The organism is [Bacillus] enclensis (assembly GCF_001456935.1).
Lineage (GTDB): Bacteria > Bacillota > Bacilli > Bacillales > Bacillaceae_B > Rossellomorea > Rossellomorea enclensis.
The window spans coordinates 194881-209683 of the sequence record NZ_KQ758482.1 but is presented as its reverse complement, the minus strand read 5'-3'; the positions used below and the strand labels follow the sequence as shown (position 1 = coordinate 209683).

16 protein-coding genes are annotated in these 14803 nt (G+C 45.0%); 11 read left to right on the top strand and 5 right to left on the bottom strand.

What is annotated here, in order from left to right; all coding sequences use genetic code 11:
- Positions 1 to 135: 135 nt before the first annotated feature.
- Positions 136 to 1134, bottom strand: coding sequence for an inorganic phosphate transporter (locus AS034_RS00950; protein WP_058297124.1), 999 nt, complete (start codon positions 1132 to 1134; stop codon positions 136 to 138).
- A 15-nt stretch (positions 1135 to 1149) separates the two neighbouring features.
- Positions 1150 to 1767, bottom strand: coding sequence for a DUF47 domain-containing protein (locus AS034_RS00945; protein ID WP_032086152.1), 618 nt, complete (start codon positions 1765 to 1767; stop codon positions 1150 to 1152).
- A 266-nt stretch (positions 1768 to 2033) separates the two neighbouring features.
- Here AS034_RS00945 and AS034_RS00940 point away from each other — a divergent pair, with 266 nt between their 5' ends.
- On the top strand, positions 2034 to 2906 hold the full coding sequence (locus AS034_RS00940; RefSeq protein WP_058297123.1) for an AraC family transcriptional regulator: 873 nt from the start codon (positions 2034 to 2036) through the stop codon (positions 2904 to 2906).
- A 42-nt stretch (positions 2907 to 2948) separates the two neighbouring features.
- Here the strand turns inward: AS034_RS00940 and AS034_RS00935 are convergent, their stop codons facing one another.
- On the bottom strand, positions 2949 to 3440 hold the full coding sequence (locus tag AS034_RS00935) for a hypothetical protein (RefSeq protein ID WP_058297122.1): 492 nt from the start codon (positions 3438 to 3440) through the stop codon (positions 2949 to 2951).
- 203 nt (positions 3441 to 3643) lie between these two features.
- Between AS034_RS00935 and AS034_RS00930 the strand changes: the two genes are divergently transcribed.
- Together AS034_RS00930 and AS034_RS00925 are read left to right on the top strand one after the other, a co-directional pair.
- Complete coding sequence (locus AS034_RS00930; RefSeq protein WP_058297121.1) at positions 3644 to 4225, top strand: vWA domain-containing protein; 582 nt, start codon at positions 3644 to 3646, stop codon at positions 4223 to 4225.
- Positions 4226 to 4311: 86 nt separating this feature from the next.
- The gene (locus AS034_RS00925; RefSeq protein WP_058297120.1) at positions 4312 to 5076 is read left to right on the top strand and encodes a MerR family transcriptional regulator; all 765 of its coding nucleotides are present in this window, start codon (positions 4312 to 4314) and stop codon (positions 5074 to 5076) included.
- Positions 5077 to 5808: 732 nt separating this feature from the next.
- On the opposite strand, the gene AS034_RS00915 is transcribed toward AS034_RS00925, so the two are convergent.
- Both AS034_RS00915 and AS034_RS00910 read right to left on the bottom strand, forming a co-directional pair.
- A complete protein-coding gene (locus AS034_RS00915) occupies positions 5809 to 6792 on the bottom strand; it encodes a sensor histidine kinase (RefSeq protein ID WP_244888114.1) in 984 nt (327 codons plus the stop codon).
- Between the two features lie 14 nt (positions 6793 to 6806).
- Positions 6807 to 7505 carry a LytR/AlgR family response regulator transcription factor gene (locus AS034_RS00910; RefSeq protein WP_058297118.1) on the bottom strand — a complete coding sequence of 233 codons (699 nt, stop codon included), beginning with the start codon at positions 7503 to 7505 and terminating at the stop codon, positions 6807 to 6809.
- Positions 7506 to 7690: 185 nt separating this feature from the next.
- Here AS034_RS00910 and AS034_RS00905 point away from each other — a divergent pair, with 185 nt between their 5' ends.
- From AS034_RS00905 to AS034_RS00870, 8 genes are all read left to right on the top strand, one after another.
- Entirely contained in the window at positions 7691 to 8443 is a 753-nt protein-coding gene (locus AS034_RS00905) for an ATP-binding cassette domain-containing protein (protein ID WP_058297117.1), read from the top strand.
- On the top strand, positions 8433 to 9587 hold the full coding sequence (locus AS034_RS00900; RefSeq protein ID WP_058297116.1) for an ABC transporter permease: 1155 nt from the start codon (positions 8433 to 8435) through the stop codon (positions 9585 to 9587). Before AS034_RS00905 ends, AS034_RS00900 begins: the two co-directional genes overlap by 11 nt.
- A gap of 56 nt (positions 9588 to 9643) precedes the next feature.
- Positions 9644 to 9847: a hypothetical protein gene (locus AS034_RS00895; protein ID WP_058298050.1), complete on the top strand. Its 204-nt coding sequence runs from the start codon at positions 9644 to 9646 to the stop codon at positions 9845 to 9847.
- A gap of 130 nt (positions 9848 to 9977) precedes the next feature.
- Entirely contained in the window at positions 9978 to 11222 is a 1245-nt protein-coding gene (locus tag AS034_RS00890; protein WP_058297115.1) for a DUF418 domain-containing protein, read from the top strand.
- A gap of 35 nt (positions 11223 to 11257) precedes the next feature.
- Positions 11258 to 11953, top strand: coding sequence for an MBL fold metallo-hydrolase (locus AS034_RS00885; protein WP_058297114.1), 696 nt, complete (start codon positions 11258 to 11260; stop codon positions 11951 to 11953).
- Positions 11954 to 12228: 275 nt separating this feature from the next.
- Complete coding sequence (locus tag AS034_RS00880; RefSeq protein WP_032086162.1) at positions 12229 to 12429, top strand: cold-shock protein; 201 nt, start codon at positions 12229 to 12231, stop codon at positions 12427 to 12429.
- A gap of 244 nt (positions 12430 to 12673) precedes the next feature.
- Positions 12674 to 13351 (top strand): response regulator transcription factor, encoded by a 678-nt coding sequence (locus AS034_RS00875; protein WP_098151166.1) that lies wholly within the window; start codon positions 12674 to 12676, stop codon positions 13349 to 13351.
- A complete protein-coding gene (locus tag AS034_RS00870) occupies positions 13348 to 14760 on the top strand; it encodes a sensor histidine kinase (protein WP_058297113.1) in 1413 nt (470 codons plus the stop codon). The genes AS034_RS00875 and AS034_RS00870 overlap by 4 nt, the downstream gene beginning before the upstream one ends.
- Positions 14761 to 14803 lie beyond the last annotated feature (43 nt).

Here is a 14803-nt window from a genome sequence, read left to right as displayed (position 1 = left end):
TTTCTTACGTACAACGGCTTGCGGACTTAATTTAGCTGGTGACCGTGGTCTTTTAGAAGTACGAACAAGCCGGAAATACCCAAGTTCAGCTATTCTCTATTGTTCATAGCAGCAAAATATGCGAAAAGAGCCTTATTAAAAGAACAGATTCAATAAATAGTAAATGACAGCTGCAAGGGATGCAGAAATCGGCAGGGTGATCACCCATGTAATCAGCATTCTCTGTGCGGTGCCCCATTTAACCCCTCTCAATCTGTGAGCCGAACCCACTCCCAGGATAGAAGAGGAAATGACATGTGTCGTACTGACTGGCAGATGGATGGCGGTAGCCCCGAAAATAACGGCAGCGCCCGTCAAGTCGGCAGCCACTCCGTTGACCGGACGGATCTTCATGATTTTTCCTCCGACGGTCTTGATGATCTTCCAGCCGCCGATTGACGTTCCGAGTCCCATCGCAAGGGCACAGGAGAACTGAACCCAGGTCTGGATGTCATCGGACGTTTGATAATTGTTTACAATCAGGGCCATCGTGATGATTCCCATCGCCTTCTGGGCATCATTTGTCCCGTGTGTAAACGACTGGAGGGCTGCAGTCGCAATCTGGATGAAACGGAAGTTCCGGTTTGTTTTCGCCAGGTTGCTGTTCTTAAATACCACTTTGAAGATGCTGTAAATAATGAATCCAATGACGAAAGCCAAGATCGGTGAAAAGAGCAGGGCCTGAATGATCTTGATGAAGCCGCTGTAATTCAGTGCACTAAAGCCTGCTGCCGCAATGGCAGCCCCTGCAATTGAACCGATCAGGGCGTGGGATGAACTGCTTGGGATGCCGTAATACCATGTGATGAGGTTCCAGGCGATCGCTGCAAGAAGGGCGGCCAGAATAACGGTTGTCCCGTTTTGCAGTGTGAACGGGTCGACAATATCCTTCGTGATCGTCTTGGCCACTCCTGTAAATGTCATCGCTCCTACGAAATTCATCCCGGCAGCAAGTATGATGGCATGTCTCGGCTTCAACGCTTTGGTCGAGACGGAAGTCGCAATGGCATTGGCCGTGTCATGGAATCCGTTAATGAAATCAAATGCCAGGGCAGCGACCACGATGAGAAGCGTTAAAATTAAAACTGTATCCATACGTGATTACGCTCCTTACGCATTCTTCATGATGATTGCTTCGAATGTATTGGCTACATGCTGGCAGTAATCTGCAACCTGTTCGAGCTCTTCATATATCTCTTTATATTGGATGATGCGGATCGGGTCTTTTTCAGTGTTGAACAGATGCTTGATGGATTGTCTGAGGATCCCGTCACACTTAGACTCCAAATCTTTGATCTTGATGGAATGCTCGCGCACCTGTGTCCACTTTTTCGTTGACAGCAGTTCGACGGCGGCTTCGATTTCATCACTGCATTGACGGATGGCTGCCACGAATTTCAGCATATATTCATCTGCTTGTGTGATACTGTACATTTCGAACATGGCAGCAGTATGCTCAAGGCCGTCCAATACATCGTCCATACTCATTGCAAGCGCAAGGATATCCTCGCGTTCAATCGGTGTGATAAAGACTTTGTTCAAATCCTTGATTACATCATGGACAAAACTGTCACCCTTTGTTTCAAGTTCCTTCATATGGCCGGAAAAGGTTTTTAAATCAGTGATATTCGTGATTTTATAGTCTGCGAAATAATGGGCACCTTCCTTTAAATTACCCGCAATGCTGCTCAAAAGAATGGCGAACTTGTCTTTTTTCTTGAAAACCATTTCGTTTAAACCTCCACATACATCTTAATTTAAATTACTAAACTATATCATCATAGCGTAAATTGTCGAAAAGAGGTAGTTGTATAATGAAATTATTAGTCTAGAATTTTTCCGGGTTTTCCTTCACGATTTGAATTTCTATCTATTATAGTGAGAAATATATGATGAAGAACAAATGATAGGAGAGCCCTGCAAAAACCGGCATGAACTGTCGGGTGGTCCTTTCAAAACCCTGTTATTCTATGGATGTAAAGGAGGTTATTCATTTGGATTCACTGCAGAAAATGAATGAGGCTTTGAGTTATATAGAAGAGAATTTGTCAGGAGAAATTGATATGAAGGAAATCGCGAGGCGTGCGGTCTGTTCTGAATATCATTTCCAGCGGATGTTCTCTTACTTGTCAGGCGTCAGCCTGTCAGAATACATCCGGTGCAGGCGTTTGACTCTGGCTGCCCAGGAGCTGAGAGATCAGCACGTGAAGGTGATCGATACAGCCGTGAAATTCGGATACCGATCTGCCGACTCCTTCACGCGGGCATTCAAGGAGTATCATGGGTGCACACCCACTGCAGCAAGGGAAGACCGGAATGCCCTCAAAGCCTTTCCAAAGATGACCTTCCAATTAACCATACATGGAGGGAAAGAAATGAATTATCGTATCGTGGAAAAAGAAGCCTTTCGCATTGCAGGAATAAAGAAGCGGGTCCCCCTTCAATTCAGCGGGGTCAACCCGGAAATCGCGTCCATGTGGAGCAGCTTGAATGAAGAAATGATAAAAGAAATGAAGAATTTGTCTGACACTGAGCCATCCGGTATCATCAGCGCCTCAGCGAACTTCTCCGAAGGCCGGATGGAAGAGAAGGGAGAACTCGATCATTACATCGGCGCAGCCACGGTGAAAGAATGTCCGGACCATTTTGAGAAGCTTGAGGTTCCTGCCCTGACATGGGCAGTATTTGAAGCCGCCGGCCCATTCCCGGACACGCTTCAAAACGTATGGGGACGCATCTATTCAGAATGGTTTCCATCTTCGAACTATGAACAGGCAGAAGGCCCGGAAATCCTCTGGAACGAAAGTAAAGACACCAGCTCCCCTGAGTTTAAGAGTGAAATCTGGATACCTGTCAGAAAGAGATAAATGGAGAAGGCAAGTCTCAAGGGGACTTGCCTTCTTTCAGTTTTATACATTCAGCGGTTTTATCCCATAGTGATGCAGTATCTCATTTACGGATTGAAGGTCATAGATCTCCTTCTCCAGGCAGAACTGGATGATCAAATCGAATTTGTCACTGTCTGATAGTGAATATCCAGCTGCACTCAACAGATCTTCCGTATCATCGCTGTTCAGTTCAAGTGCGAGTGCCAGGGAGATGAGGGTGGCTTTTTTCGGTTGATAAGCCGGGTTTGAGCGGATCTTCGAGAAATGCCTGCGGTCAAGTCCCGCTTTCTTATAGATCACAGAGTCCCCTACCCCTTTTTCATCGATATACTGAAAAAGAACCTGGTTGAACGGGGGTTTCCGGTTGATTTCGATGAAATCATCCAATTCACTGGTTACAATCTCTTCCTTGCAAATATCCATGGGAGCTTCAAGACAGTAGTAGTCGATGCTGTCTTGCAGGTGAAGACTCAGATATTCTTCAAGTTCAATTAACCATTCTTCTTTCAGCAAAGGACAAGCCCCCTTTTTAAATCTACAGCTCCAGCACCTGGCTCCTCTAGCCGTTTCAGACGGATCACTGATGTCCTCGGCCTTCCAACGCTTGCGGGTCCGAACAGGAACTTCCGATTTTCTAATATGTCGCTTTCCAGGCGACCAAATAATGGATGTAGTTGATTATGATTATATCATGAACCAAAAGGAGGAAGATGAACATGAATAAGAATCTGACCGAAATTATTTTCTTGCTGGACAGGAGCGGATCCATGGGTGGTCTGGAAAGCGATACGATAGGCGGATTTAATGCATTTATCGGCAGACAGTGCAAAGAAGGGGAAACCAGGCTTACGACTGTCCTGTTCGATGACGAGACGGAGATTCTCTGGGACGGGATCGATGCCATGCATGCCAGATTAACGGCTGAGGAGTATTATGTGAGGGGCTGTACTGCGCTCCTAGATGCGGTCGGGAAAACCATTTCAGCAGCAGGCAGGCGCCTGTCTCTTTTAGATGACAGTGAAAAGCCCGGCAAGGTGATCTTTGTCATCACGACCGACGGCATGGAAAACGCCAGCCGGGAATACACGTATGAAAAAGTGAAAGGGATGATTACACATCAGCAGGAGAAATACAGCTGGGATTTCATCTTCATGGGTGCTAACATAGATGCAGCAGAAGAAGCACAGTCCCTCGGTATCCAAAAGGAAGATTCTTTTTCATTCGAAGCCTCACATGAGGGTGTCGGGAAAATGTATGACATGGTATGTGATGCAGTATCGGATAGACGGATAGACTAAAGAATAACATTTGTTTTTTTTCAAAAAACCCCTTTACCTTTACGCGGCGTCAACGTGTAAAGTGAAATTGTCAGGAGGTGAGATCAATGGAATATACCGTGAAGAAGCTTGGGAAGTTAGCAGGCGTCAGCACAAGGACCTTGAGGTATTATGATGAAATCGGAATCCTGAAGCCGGCCAGGATCAATTCATCCGGATACCGGATCTACGGGGAAAAGGAAATTGAAAAGCTCCAGCAAATACTCTTTTACAAGGAACTTGGCGTTGAGCTTCACCAAATAAAAGGTATTCTTGAAGATCCCGCTTTTGACATTTCAAGCGCATTGGCCGAACACCGGGAACAATTACTGGAGAGAAGAAAACAGCTCGATCTGCTGATTGCCAATGTCGATAAAACGATTGCCGTTAAGGAAGGGAGAATGACCATGTCTGATAAAGAAAAATTCGAAGGTTTCAAAAAAGATATGATTGATGAAAATGAACGGAAGTATGGAAAAGAAGTAAGAGAGAAGTATGGAGACGATACGGTTAATCAATCGAACGCAAAACTTCAAAACATGTCACAGGAAGAGTACGAGCGTGCGAACAGACTTGCCGAAGAAATTCACCGAACGCTGGCGGAAGCGTTCAAAACCGGGGATCCATCAGGCGATGCGGCCCAGAAGGCGGCTGAACTCCATAAAGAGTGGATATCCATGTACTGGCCGACTTACAGCGGCGAAGCACACGCCGGTCTCGGAGATATGTATGTCGCGGATGAACGCTTTAGAGCCTATTATGATAAAGAGCAGGATGGTGTGGCGGAATTCCTGAGAGATGCAATCTACGTTTATACTGGGATGAAGAAATAGTTGCAATGAGGCTGAAATAAATTAGTTCTGGTTTTTAATTTGTTCATTGTACATTTAGGGTTTAGCTCATTCAGCGGTTGATTGGAGTGAAAGACGAAGACTCCTGCGGGAATAGTAGCTTATGTGAGACTTGTCTAGCTGCGGGGCTTAGAGGCACATGTCATAAGTCAACCCGTCCACAAGAAGGCAAAGAGCGCCTTCGTGGCCGATTCGCCTTATGCCAACCGCCTCTCTTCAAAGCCCCTCCGCTTTTCTTCCCGCAGGAGCTTTAGCTCCGAGGAGGCTCACGGGCTACCCGCGGAAAGCGAAGTCTTGCACGGAAATCATTAGCGTTGTTTAGAGTCCGCTCTAAAATGTTTGTCTTTAGACATGGGATTTCAAGTTTTGTTTCAACCATTCTATAACATGTTATAATGAAAAAAATCAGAGTATATTATGAAAGAGAGTAAGTCCAATTTTGAGAAAACCTTTGATGAGATAAAGCAAAGCCAACTCAGAATGGAAAAGGGACAAGAGAGATTTCACAAAGAGTTTGCAGAAATCCTGTCCATACATTCCGATAGAATAGTTGACCATCTTGACAACAAAACAGAAGCTTTAAACAAAAGAATATATAAAGTTGAATCAGAAATTGAACGGTTAAGCAGACAGTAAAGAAGTATACATTCCCTTACTGTCTGCTTTTTCCGTCTAAACCCCGGCTGGATCGGGATCTGAGCTATTCACTCCACATTAATGAACCGCCGGGAATTTGATTTTTACCATAAAGGTTTCATTCTTGTGGATAAAATCCAAATAACCCCCGTGTCTCTTCACCACATCATCAATCATCATCGTTCCGAGTCCTTCATGCGAACCTGTTTTCGTCGTATGTCCAAAACTTGCATATAGTTTATCTACTATATGAGGGAGAATCTCTAACGAGTCATTTTTACAAATCAGCATGTACAATCCACTCCTTTTATAGAATTGTAAACTGATTTCAGCTTGTTTCCCTTTGTGTTTCTGGAACTCCTCACAGGCTTCCAGGCTGTTGGACAGAAGATTCCCGAGAAGGGTCACGAGATCTTTATCGGACAAGGGCAAGGTGGATAGAGGCATATCAAGGTCATATACCATCTCGATTCCGCTTCTTCTGCCCCTCCTGTACATATCATGGAGAATACCGGCTGCGCTGCCTCTTTCACCGCGGATGGACAAATTGGTTTCTTCATAGCCGTCCACGAGATCATTAAAATAGTTTTTCGCTTCCGTTATCTCATCGTGTTCCAGCATGAAATGAATGGCGGAGATATGTTTAAGAAAGTCATGACGTTCGCTCCGTACGACCCTGAACGTATCATTCAGCTGTTGTTGTTCATCTTCCAATTGTCTGATCGATTGAGTCAGACCCGAAATTCTCCTGGATACTGCAATTCTCAAAAATTCCAAGCCGATAAAAAGCAAAAATAAGACTCCGTGCTCCGGGGCAGGGGCCGCTCCATAATAAAAAGCTATAATGATAGATTGCAAGACAAATAGACTGAAATTCCATCTTGCTCCCAATGGCGATAAGGGGAGAAGAATAATCAGATGAAGGTAATATATGACTGGCAGGATCACTAGGATCAGGACGGCATAGTGAAGCTCGAGGGAAAAGCCTTCAAGGAAAAAATGCAAATGAATAAAGCTGAATAGTGCCATATAAGTCCAATACAATAAATTCTGATGCTTCAACGTTTTGCCACCTTCTAAAAGTATTGTTGCTGCAGGAAGTCTACTTTTTCCTTCGTGATCATTGCCTGCGCCTCTGTGCCTTCAAACCGGATCATATACGAATTTTTGGCATAGAGTGAGAAGTTTTTTACAAAGTGAATATTGATGATGAACGAGCGGTGGGAACGGATGAAGTCCCTTTCCCTCAGTTCTCCTTCAAGCTCATTAAGTGTCAGGTAGGTCTTGATTTCCTCGTCTTTTGTATGGATGGTGGTCGACCTCCCCGAGCGTTCGATGAAAATGATATCTTTCTTCTGGATGATGTGGATATCATTCTTTTGTTTAAGATAGAGCCTGCCGGTCATTTCAGCCGATTTCGTTTTTTCCTTTAACCGTTCGATTGATCCGGACAGCCGTTCTTTTGTATAAGGTTTCATAATATAATCGTGGACGTTCAACTCGAATGCATGGACCGCATAGCCGCTGTTGGCTGTAACGAAAATGACGGAAATATTCAGTGCATGGGAGTGAATGATGTCAGCAAGCTCATAGCCGGAAAGGTTGGGCATTTCGATATCGGCGATCAACACGTCCACCGTTTCCCTCTTGATCTGTTCGTAGGCTTCCTCGGCAGATGTCGTGGAAAAGACGATTTCAATCCCTGTCATCCCTGACACGATCCCATTCAATTTATCTAAATCAATCAGCCGGTCATCAACCAATCCAATCTTCATTTCATTCAGCCTTTCGTATGCAAATAGATAAAATATTCCAATTAAGGTTACATTTATCTTACCATGTTTTCATCCCGATTTGACCTTTTCGCGACATGAAATGGAATTTTCACGACAAAAGGGCAGATTCTTCCTTGATTTGTTTGTAAGATGATGACAAGAACATAAAACACGAGGTGGATGGAATGATTGAAATTCAAGAAGTGACTAAGCAGTTCAAAGATAAAAAGAACTATGTGACCGCGCTGAAACATGTGAAGTTTTCAGTGAAGGAAGGGGAGGTCGTCGGGCTTCTCGGTGAAAACGGCGCAGGGAAAACAACCCTACTCCGAACAATCGCGACGCTCCTGACCCCGACTGAAGGGGCGGTGACGGTTTCCGGATATGATACCGTCAAGAACCCGAATGAAATCAAGCGGATGATGGGGGTTCTGTTCGGGGGGGAAACAGGTTTGTATGAACGTTTGACAGCCCGTGAAAATCTTGAATATTTTGCTGGCTTGTATGGGTTGAGCAAACACCGGACAAAGGTCAGGATCGATGAACTCGCCCGGATGTTCGGAATGAGGGATTATCTTGACAGGAAAGTGGGGGGATTTTCAAAAGGGATGAGACAAAAAGTCGCCATCTCGAGGACGCTTATCCATGACCCTGACATCATCCTGTTCGATGAGCCCACGACCGGCCTAGATATTACTTCTTCAAATGTCTTCAGGCAGCTTGTTCATCAGTTGAAGAGAGAAGGGAAAACAATCATTTTCTCGAGCCATATTATGGAGGAAGTATCGATGCTTTGCAGTAAGGTGGCGATGATTCACAAAGGGGATCTCGTCTATGAAGGCGAACTCGAGGAACTCTATAAGGATGAAAAAAGCCGTGATTTAAACTATATCTTCATGAGTAAGCTTGTCAGGGGGAATGAACATTATGCTTCGTAGAATTTATTTCAAGGAAATGAAAGACAGTTTCAGGGACAGGAGGACATTGTTTCTGATTGTGCTGCTTCCGATCCTGATGATGAGCGGACTGACCTTTTTCTATGAAAATATGTTATCCGATGATAAGGGAGATACGTATACGCTGGCCGTGAATCAGGATGCCGACGAAGAGATCCTTGCCAGGATTTCTTCCTATGAAAATGTGAAAGTCGAAAAATCATCCGATCCTGCAGAGATGGTCAGCGACGGAGAAGCGCTGGCAGGACTGATCGTCACCGGTGATTTTATGAGAGCGGTGGAACAGGGAGAAAAAGCGGAGGTAACCGTCATAGGCGACTCTTTCAGTCAGAAATCGTCAAGTCTGATTGCGATTATCACCAATGAATTCACCACTCTTGAAAAAGAAATCACAGCCCGGCGCCTGGAACAACAGGGAACGGACTTATCCATAATTCAGCCGTTTACAGTCAACCAGGAAGAAATGTCCGAGGATTTGAGCGTCAACATGCTCGCTTTATTGGTTCCGCTCATTCTTGCCATCGCAATCGGAATCGGGGCCAGTCCATCTGCCGTTGAGTTATTTGCCGGTGAGAAAGAAAAGAAGACAATGGAAGCTTTGCTGATGACTCCAGTCAACCGTTCGACACTTGTCCTGGCAAAATGGCTCGCAATCTCGACTTTGAGCACGCTCATGGGATTCATCACCCTCTTGGTCATGATGATTGAAATCACCTTCTTTACGGAAAAATTAAAAGAAGCCATCTCGTTTGGAGATAATCTTTATTTGATCGCCGGCATCTCTTTGCTTGTCATATTGGTCTATGCCGTATTTAATGCTTCGATCATGATGATCACAAGCATCATGGGGAAAACAGTGAAGGAAGCGCAAAGCTACTATACACCTATTTCGATGCTTGCGATGTTCCCGGGGATGATCATCAGCAGCCTGGGCGTGAACGAACTTGAAGTCCATCACTTTGCCATTCCGATCTTGAATTTATTCAGCCAAATGAAAGAGCTGCTGTTTGGAATCGTCGATTATCAGCATCTGGCAATCACGGTTTCCAGCAACTTGATTGTGATGCTCGTTGTGTTCATCATCGGGCGCATTCTGTTCATGAAAGATAAGTGGGTCCTGAACTAAGTCCGGCAGGGGAGAAGATGTCACTTCTCCCCTGTGATGGAGAAAGGAAGGTCAATATGAAAACAGGGAATAAGATTGCCCTTTTTACGTCATTATTTGTTTTAGTCAGTTTTCCGGTTATCTTTACAGTGATTTCATTATTAACCGGCGACTGGAAGTATCTTTTATACAGCCTGCCGGGGTCTTTCACTGCAGGTTTTACAGGTCTTATCGTGACACTCAAGCATATCAGGGAAGAGCGTAAAGCGGCAGAAAGATAGCTCCGCCTCTCAAACTGAACAAAAGGCTCTTACCTTCTGAAAATAGTTGTACTCTTCCCCTCTCCATTTGGTATATAATTTTATAGATCAGAATGTAAAATATATACAATAAAAGAAGAGGAGAAACCACATGAAATCGTCACCTGTATTAGGGAAAGAACGGATGGTCACCATTGATGTCATCCGCGGATTCGCTTTATTCGGTATATTCCTTGTTAATATGCCTACGTTCCATTCCCCGGAATTCATGAAATCGATGTACGGTATCCCTGTCGATTATAGTGGAGTGGATCACTGGATTGATGTGTTTTTTGCATTGTTTGTGGACATGAAATTTTTCACGATTTTCTCGTTCTTGTTCGGACTCGGTTTCTATATTTTTATGAGCCGTGCCGAAGAGAAGGGACTCCGTATGAACCGCCTTTACTTGAGAAGGATCTTCGCCCTGCTGCTTTTCGGAATTGCGCATCTGATCGGACTTTGGTTCGGTGATATCCTTCATACGTATGCGGCTGCCGGGCTGCTGCTTATTTTCTTTTATAAAAGAAAGATTAAGACGATGGTCATCTGGGCATTCAGTTTATTGTTTGCCATCAATGCATTATTCGCCCTAATGCTCTTGATCCCCTCGAGTTTCCTTGAACAAACGGAATCAGCTTCGGCTGCAAGCATGTTGTACGGGAGTATGGAAGAATACTTGCATGTGTATGAGCATGGAAGTTATACCGAGTGGGTTTCCTACCGACTTGGAACCGAGGTGCCTGCTATGCTTGCAAACCTGATTCCAGCGATGTTCCCTGTGCTTGCCATGTTCCTGTTCGGGCTGGCTGCAGGAAAAGCGGGCATCTTCCGTGATGTTGAAAAGCATGCCGGGTTCATCAGGAAGATCCGCACGTTGTCGTTCGTGATCAGTGTACCGTTGGTCCTCATTCTTGCCATGTATATGACAAAGGTCTGGGACCTCGGGGTGAAACAGGAATTTGTCGTGCAGCTGTTCACCAGCTTGAGCGGGCTGACGCTCTGCTTCTTTTATATCTCATCCCTGACGCTCTTGCTGAGAAGAGAAGGGTGGCAGCGTAAGCTCCGTCCACTTGGATTCACAGGTCAGATGGCGCTGACCAACTACCTGATGCAAACCATCTTGTCTGTCGGGATCTTTGTTGGATTTGGCTTTTATGGGGATGTAAGTCTCTGGCTTGGCACCGTCATCTGCCTGGTCATCTTCTCACTGCAAATGGTCTTCAGCACATGGTGGCTTAAGAAGTTCCGTTTCGGACCGTTCGAATGGCTGTGGAGGTCGTTTACGTATCTCAGGTTCCAGCCGATGAAGAAGAGAAATGGCTTGGGAGAAGCAGGGAAAGGCAAAGCGGTTTAAGGTAAGAAAGTAGCTTGATGATGGGAGAATGAGTCATGGATTTTCTAGTGGATAAAGTGAAAGACAGTATATATGCTATTGCCTTTTGGGATACGGAGTGGAAATCTTATAATAATTGCTATTTCGTTCTGGAGGAAGACGGAGTCATCATGATTGATTCCTGTAAAGAAGAACACAGCAATTACCTTCTTCAAGCCCTCCATCATTTGGGGAAAACGGCAGACGATGTGAAGCTTGTGCTGGCTACCCATGGACATGAAGATCATGTAGAAGGTGCACAGATGTTTAAACATGCGAAGAAACTCATTCACCCGAAAGAAGGTGAAGAGATCCGGGGGTTTGACCGTGAACTTAGTGACCAGGGAGTGGCCGGGGAGTTCGACTATATGCTTGCCGGTTACCATTCTCCCGGTTCCGTCATCTACTACCACCGGCCGTCCCGGATTCTTTTTACCGGTGACCTGCTGTGTTTTTTCGGAGATCCGCTGTCAGAGGAAGGGCTTGTTTCAGAAGGGAAAGAGCTCCGTCAAGCATGGGTTGACTATTTGAAAGGCGGAGGGGTTTCGACTTCCGACTTACCCGGGTTTCTTGAGGCATTGAGGATTCCCCTTCATTTTCAGTCCGAGATCATGTGCACGGGTCACGGAGGGGTGCTTGTCGGGGAAGTGAATGAATTTATGGAAGAGCTTGTGAGTGAAGCTGAGAATCAGTTGAACGTGGAAACAAAGTAATGATTTCCAGTACTCATCAGGCGGTGTCTGATGAAAAGCTAATATGATGCCGTTTTATTGCTTGGCGGTAAATAACTGAAGCATCTATTCGGAGTAAAAAACGAAGTTCCGTAAAATAAAGTTTGCTTTTCTACGCAACACCTGTTATTCTAAGGAAGAATTATTTTTGTTCGGTCTGTAAGGAATGAAAGTATTTAAACTTTTCGCCTTTGATATCTAATTGAGCAATAATAGTAATAAAATGTGGACTCGAATCCACGCAGGAGGAAACAATTATGCAACAAGGTACAGTAAAATGGTTTAACGCAGAAAAAGGTTTCGGTTTCATCGAAATCGAAGGTGGAGAAGATGTATTCGTACATTTCTCAGCTATCCAAGGCGAAGGATTTAAATCTTTAGACGAAGGTCAAAAAGTAACGTTTGACACTGAACAAGGTCAACGTGGACTTCAAGCGACTAACGTCGTTAAAGCGTAATAGCTTTGCTGAAAAAGAGCTCTCCTGATGGAGGGCTCTTTTTTTCGTGGGCTTAGATTCTTCATTTTTTATAAGTTGAGTAAATGAACTCTTTCATATTTATTTACTTTTTCCATTCTTTATAAAACCTCTCGGGCTTTTTCTGTTAACAAGTGACAGAAAGAAAGCCAAGGGTATAATAAAGATAAACGAACCCTTTAACAGAATGAACTGATACATAATCCATTAACGCAAGGAGGATTAAATAATGAACATCTTGATCGTCGATGATGACCCGCATATTCTGCATCTGCTTCAACTCCACCTTTCACAGGAGTCCTATATCGTCCATGCTGCTAAAAATGGCATGGAGGCACTGGATGTACTGAAAAATCAAGCCTGTGACATTGCGGTTGTGGATGTGATGATGCCTTACATGGACGGTTATGATCTCACAAAGGAAATCAGGGATCGATACGATATCCCCGTCCTTCTTTTAACCGCAAAGGGCGGGATCGAGGATAAGGAACGCGGATATAATTCCGGAACGGATGACTATCTCGTAAAACCGTTCGAACCGAAAGAATTGCTGTTTCGTTTGAAAGCATTGGCCCGCCGGTATGGAAAAAAAGAGGATGAAAATGTGGTCAGGATCGGAACCGTGACAGCTGATCGCAATAAGTACGAAGTCAGTGCAGGGGACCGGACACTGCTTTTACCGTTGAAAGAGTTCGAACTCCTTTATTTATTCATGTCAAATCCGGACCATGTGATGTCGAGGGACATGCTGATTGAAAGAGTCTGGGGAATTGATTATGAAGGAGACGAACGGACGGTGGACGTACATGTGAAACGACTGAGGGAACGCCTTTCGGGTATCTCAGGTGACTTCGTCATCAAGACGGTGCGCGGAGTGGGATACGCCCTGGAGATGAAGCGATGAAGTCTTTGTATATAAAGTTTACCGTTTATACAATCGGCATCATGATCCTGAGCGGCATCATCGCGTTCATCTTATCGAATGTTTACTATCAGCAGTATTTGAAACCCCAGAATGATTTGAAGAATGCGGGGATCGGCAAGGAAATGGCCGGATTTATAGAGGAACACCCGGAGGTTGGCATCGATGAATACCTGAAACATGCAGCATCCGCCGGCTATCAATTTTATCTCGTGGATGGAAAGACGGATAAAGGGAAGTTCTTCGGTGCCCCTTACCGGGACAAGAAACTGAATCCATCCGCCGTTCGCAAGGTGCTTGGTGGGGATACCTATCATGGCATGCGGGAATTTCCGGATAAAACGTTTGTGACGGGTTTTTTTGCCAATGAACTATCCAATACGATCGGCGTGCCGCTGGATCATGATGGCAAACGGTATGCACTGTTCCTTCGTCCAGATATCAAGCTGCTCTTCAATGAGATGCATCTGCTGTTCGGATGGCTGCTCATATTGACCTTATGTTTGAGCATCCTGTTCGTCATCATCGGGACGCGCTTTTTGATCAAGCCCATCTCGAAACTGACGGAAGCGACCCATTCGCTTGCCCGCGGAAATTATGAAGTGGAGGTGGACCGGGGCAGGAGGGATGAAATCGGCCAGCTTGCCTCAAGCTTTCACCGGATGTCCACACAGCTCGGTCAGCTTGATGAAGTGAGGAAGGAGTTCATCTCGAATGTCTCCCATGATATCCAATCGCCATTATCGAATATTAAGGGATACACGAATCTGCTGGGAAGTGAACACCTGTCTGCAGAAGAAAAGAATCAGTATATTTCCATCATGAATGGAGAAATCGACAGACTCTCCAACTTGACCAGACAATTGCTGCTCCTGGCATCACTCGACCGGAACGACGACGTTTTAAAAAAAGAAACTTTCAATGTGTCGGAACAGCTTAAGGAACGCATCAGCCAATATCAATGGGTCATCAGTGAAAAAGGGATCATGCTCGGCTACTCGCTTCCCGATCAAGAGATTAGCGGAGATCCCGTGCTTCTCGGTACCGTCTGGGACAATCTGTTGTCCAATGCGATTAAATACAACCTCCCCAATGGCACAATCGATGTCAGCGTTGAATCGAGAGGAGGAATCGTGTCCATCCTCTTCAAGGATACAGGCATCGGACTTTCTGAAGGGGAAAAAGAGCGAGTCTTTGACCGTTTTTACCGGGCGGATACATCCAGGACGAAAACGGTTGAAGGGACCGGGCTTGGTTTGTCGATTGTTTCGACGATCATCCATCTTCACGGAGGAACCATCCATCTTGACAGTAAAAAAGGGAAAGGATCCACTTTTACGGTTAACCTTCCTTTGAAACAAAAAAATGTCAGCCATTCGATAAATGGCTGATATTTTTTTGTGTTCATCTTCCGTTCATATTCAGGAAGTATTC

Coding starts and splice junctions, on each gene's coding strand:
- AS034_RS00890 (WP_058297115.1), top strand. CDS start 9,978: ATGAAATCGTCACCTGTATTAGGGAAAGAACGGATGGTCACCATTGAT.
- AS034_RS00925 (WP_058297120.1), top strand. CDS start 4,312: ATGGAATATACCGTGAAGAAGCTTGGGAAGTTAGCAGGCGTCAGCACA.
- AS034_RS00930 (WP_058297121.1), top strand. CDS start 3,644: ATGAATAAGAATCTGACCGAAATTATTTTCTTGCTGGACAGGAGCGGA.
- AS034_RS00910 (WP_058297118.1), bottom strand. CDS start 7,505: ATGAAGATTGGATTGGTTGATGACCGGCTGATTGATTTAGATAAATTG.
- AS034_RS00885 (WP_058297114.1), top strand. CDS start 11,258: ATGGATTTTCTAGTGGATAAAGTGAAAGACAGTATATATGCTATTGCC.
- AS034_RS00895 (WP_058298050.1), top strand. CDS start 9,644: ATGAAAACAGGGAATAAGATTGCCCTTTTTACGTCATTATTTGTTTTA.
- AS034_RS00950 (WP_058297124.1), bottom strand. CDS start 1,134: ATGGATACAGTTTTAATTTTAACGCTTCTCATCGTGGTCGCTGCCCTG.
- AS034_RS00880 (WP_032086162.1), top strand. CDS start 12,229: ATGCAACAAGGTACAGTAAAATGGTTTAACGCAGAAAAAGGTTTCGGT.
- AS034_RS00945 (WP_032086152.1), bottom strand. CDS start 1,767: ATGGTTTTCAAGAAAAAAGACAAGTTCGCCATTCTTTTGAGCAGCATT.
- AS034_RS00870 (WP_058297113.1), top strand. CDS start 13,348: ATGAAGTCTTTGTATATAAAGTTTACCGTTTATACAATCGGCATCATG.
- AS034_RS00905 (WP_058297117.1), top strand. CDS start 7,691: ATGATTGAAATTCAAGAAGTGACTAAGCAGTTCAAAGATAAAAAGAAC.
- AS034_RS00900 (WP_058297116.1), top strand. CDS start 8,433: ATGCTTCGTAGAATTTATTTCAAGGAAATGAAAGACAGTTTCAGGGAC.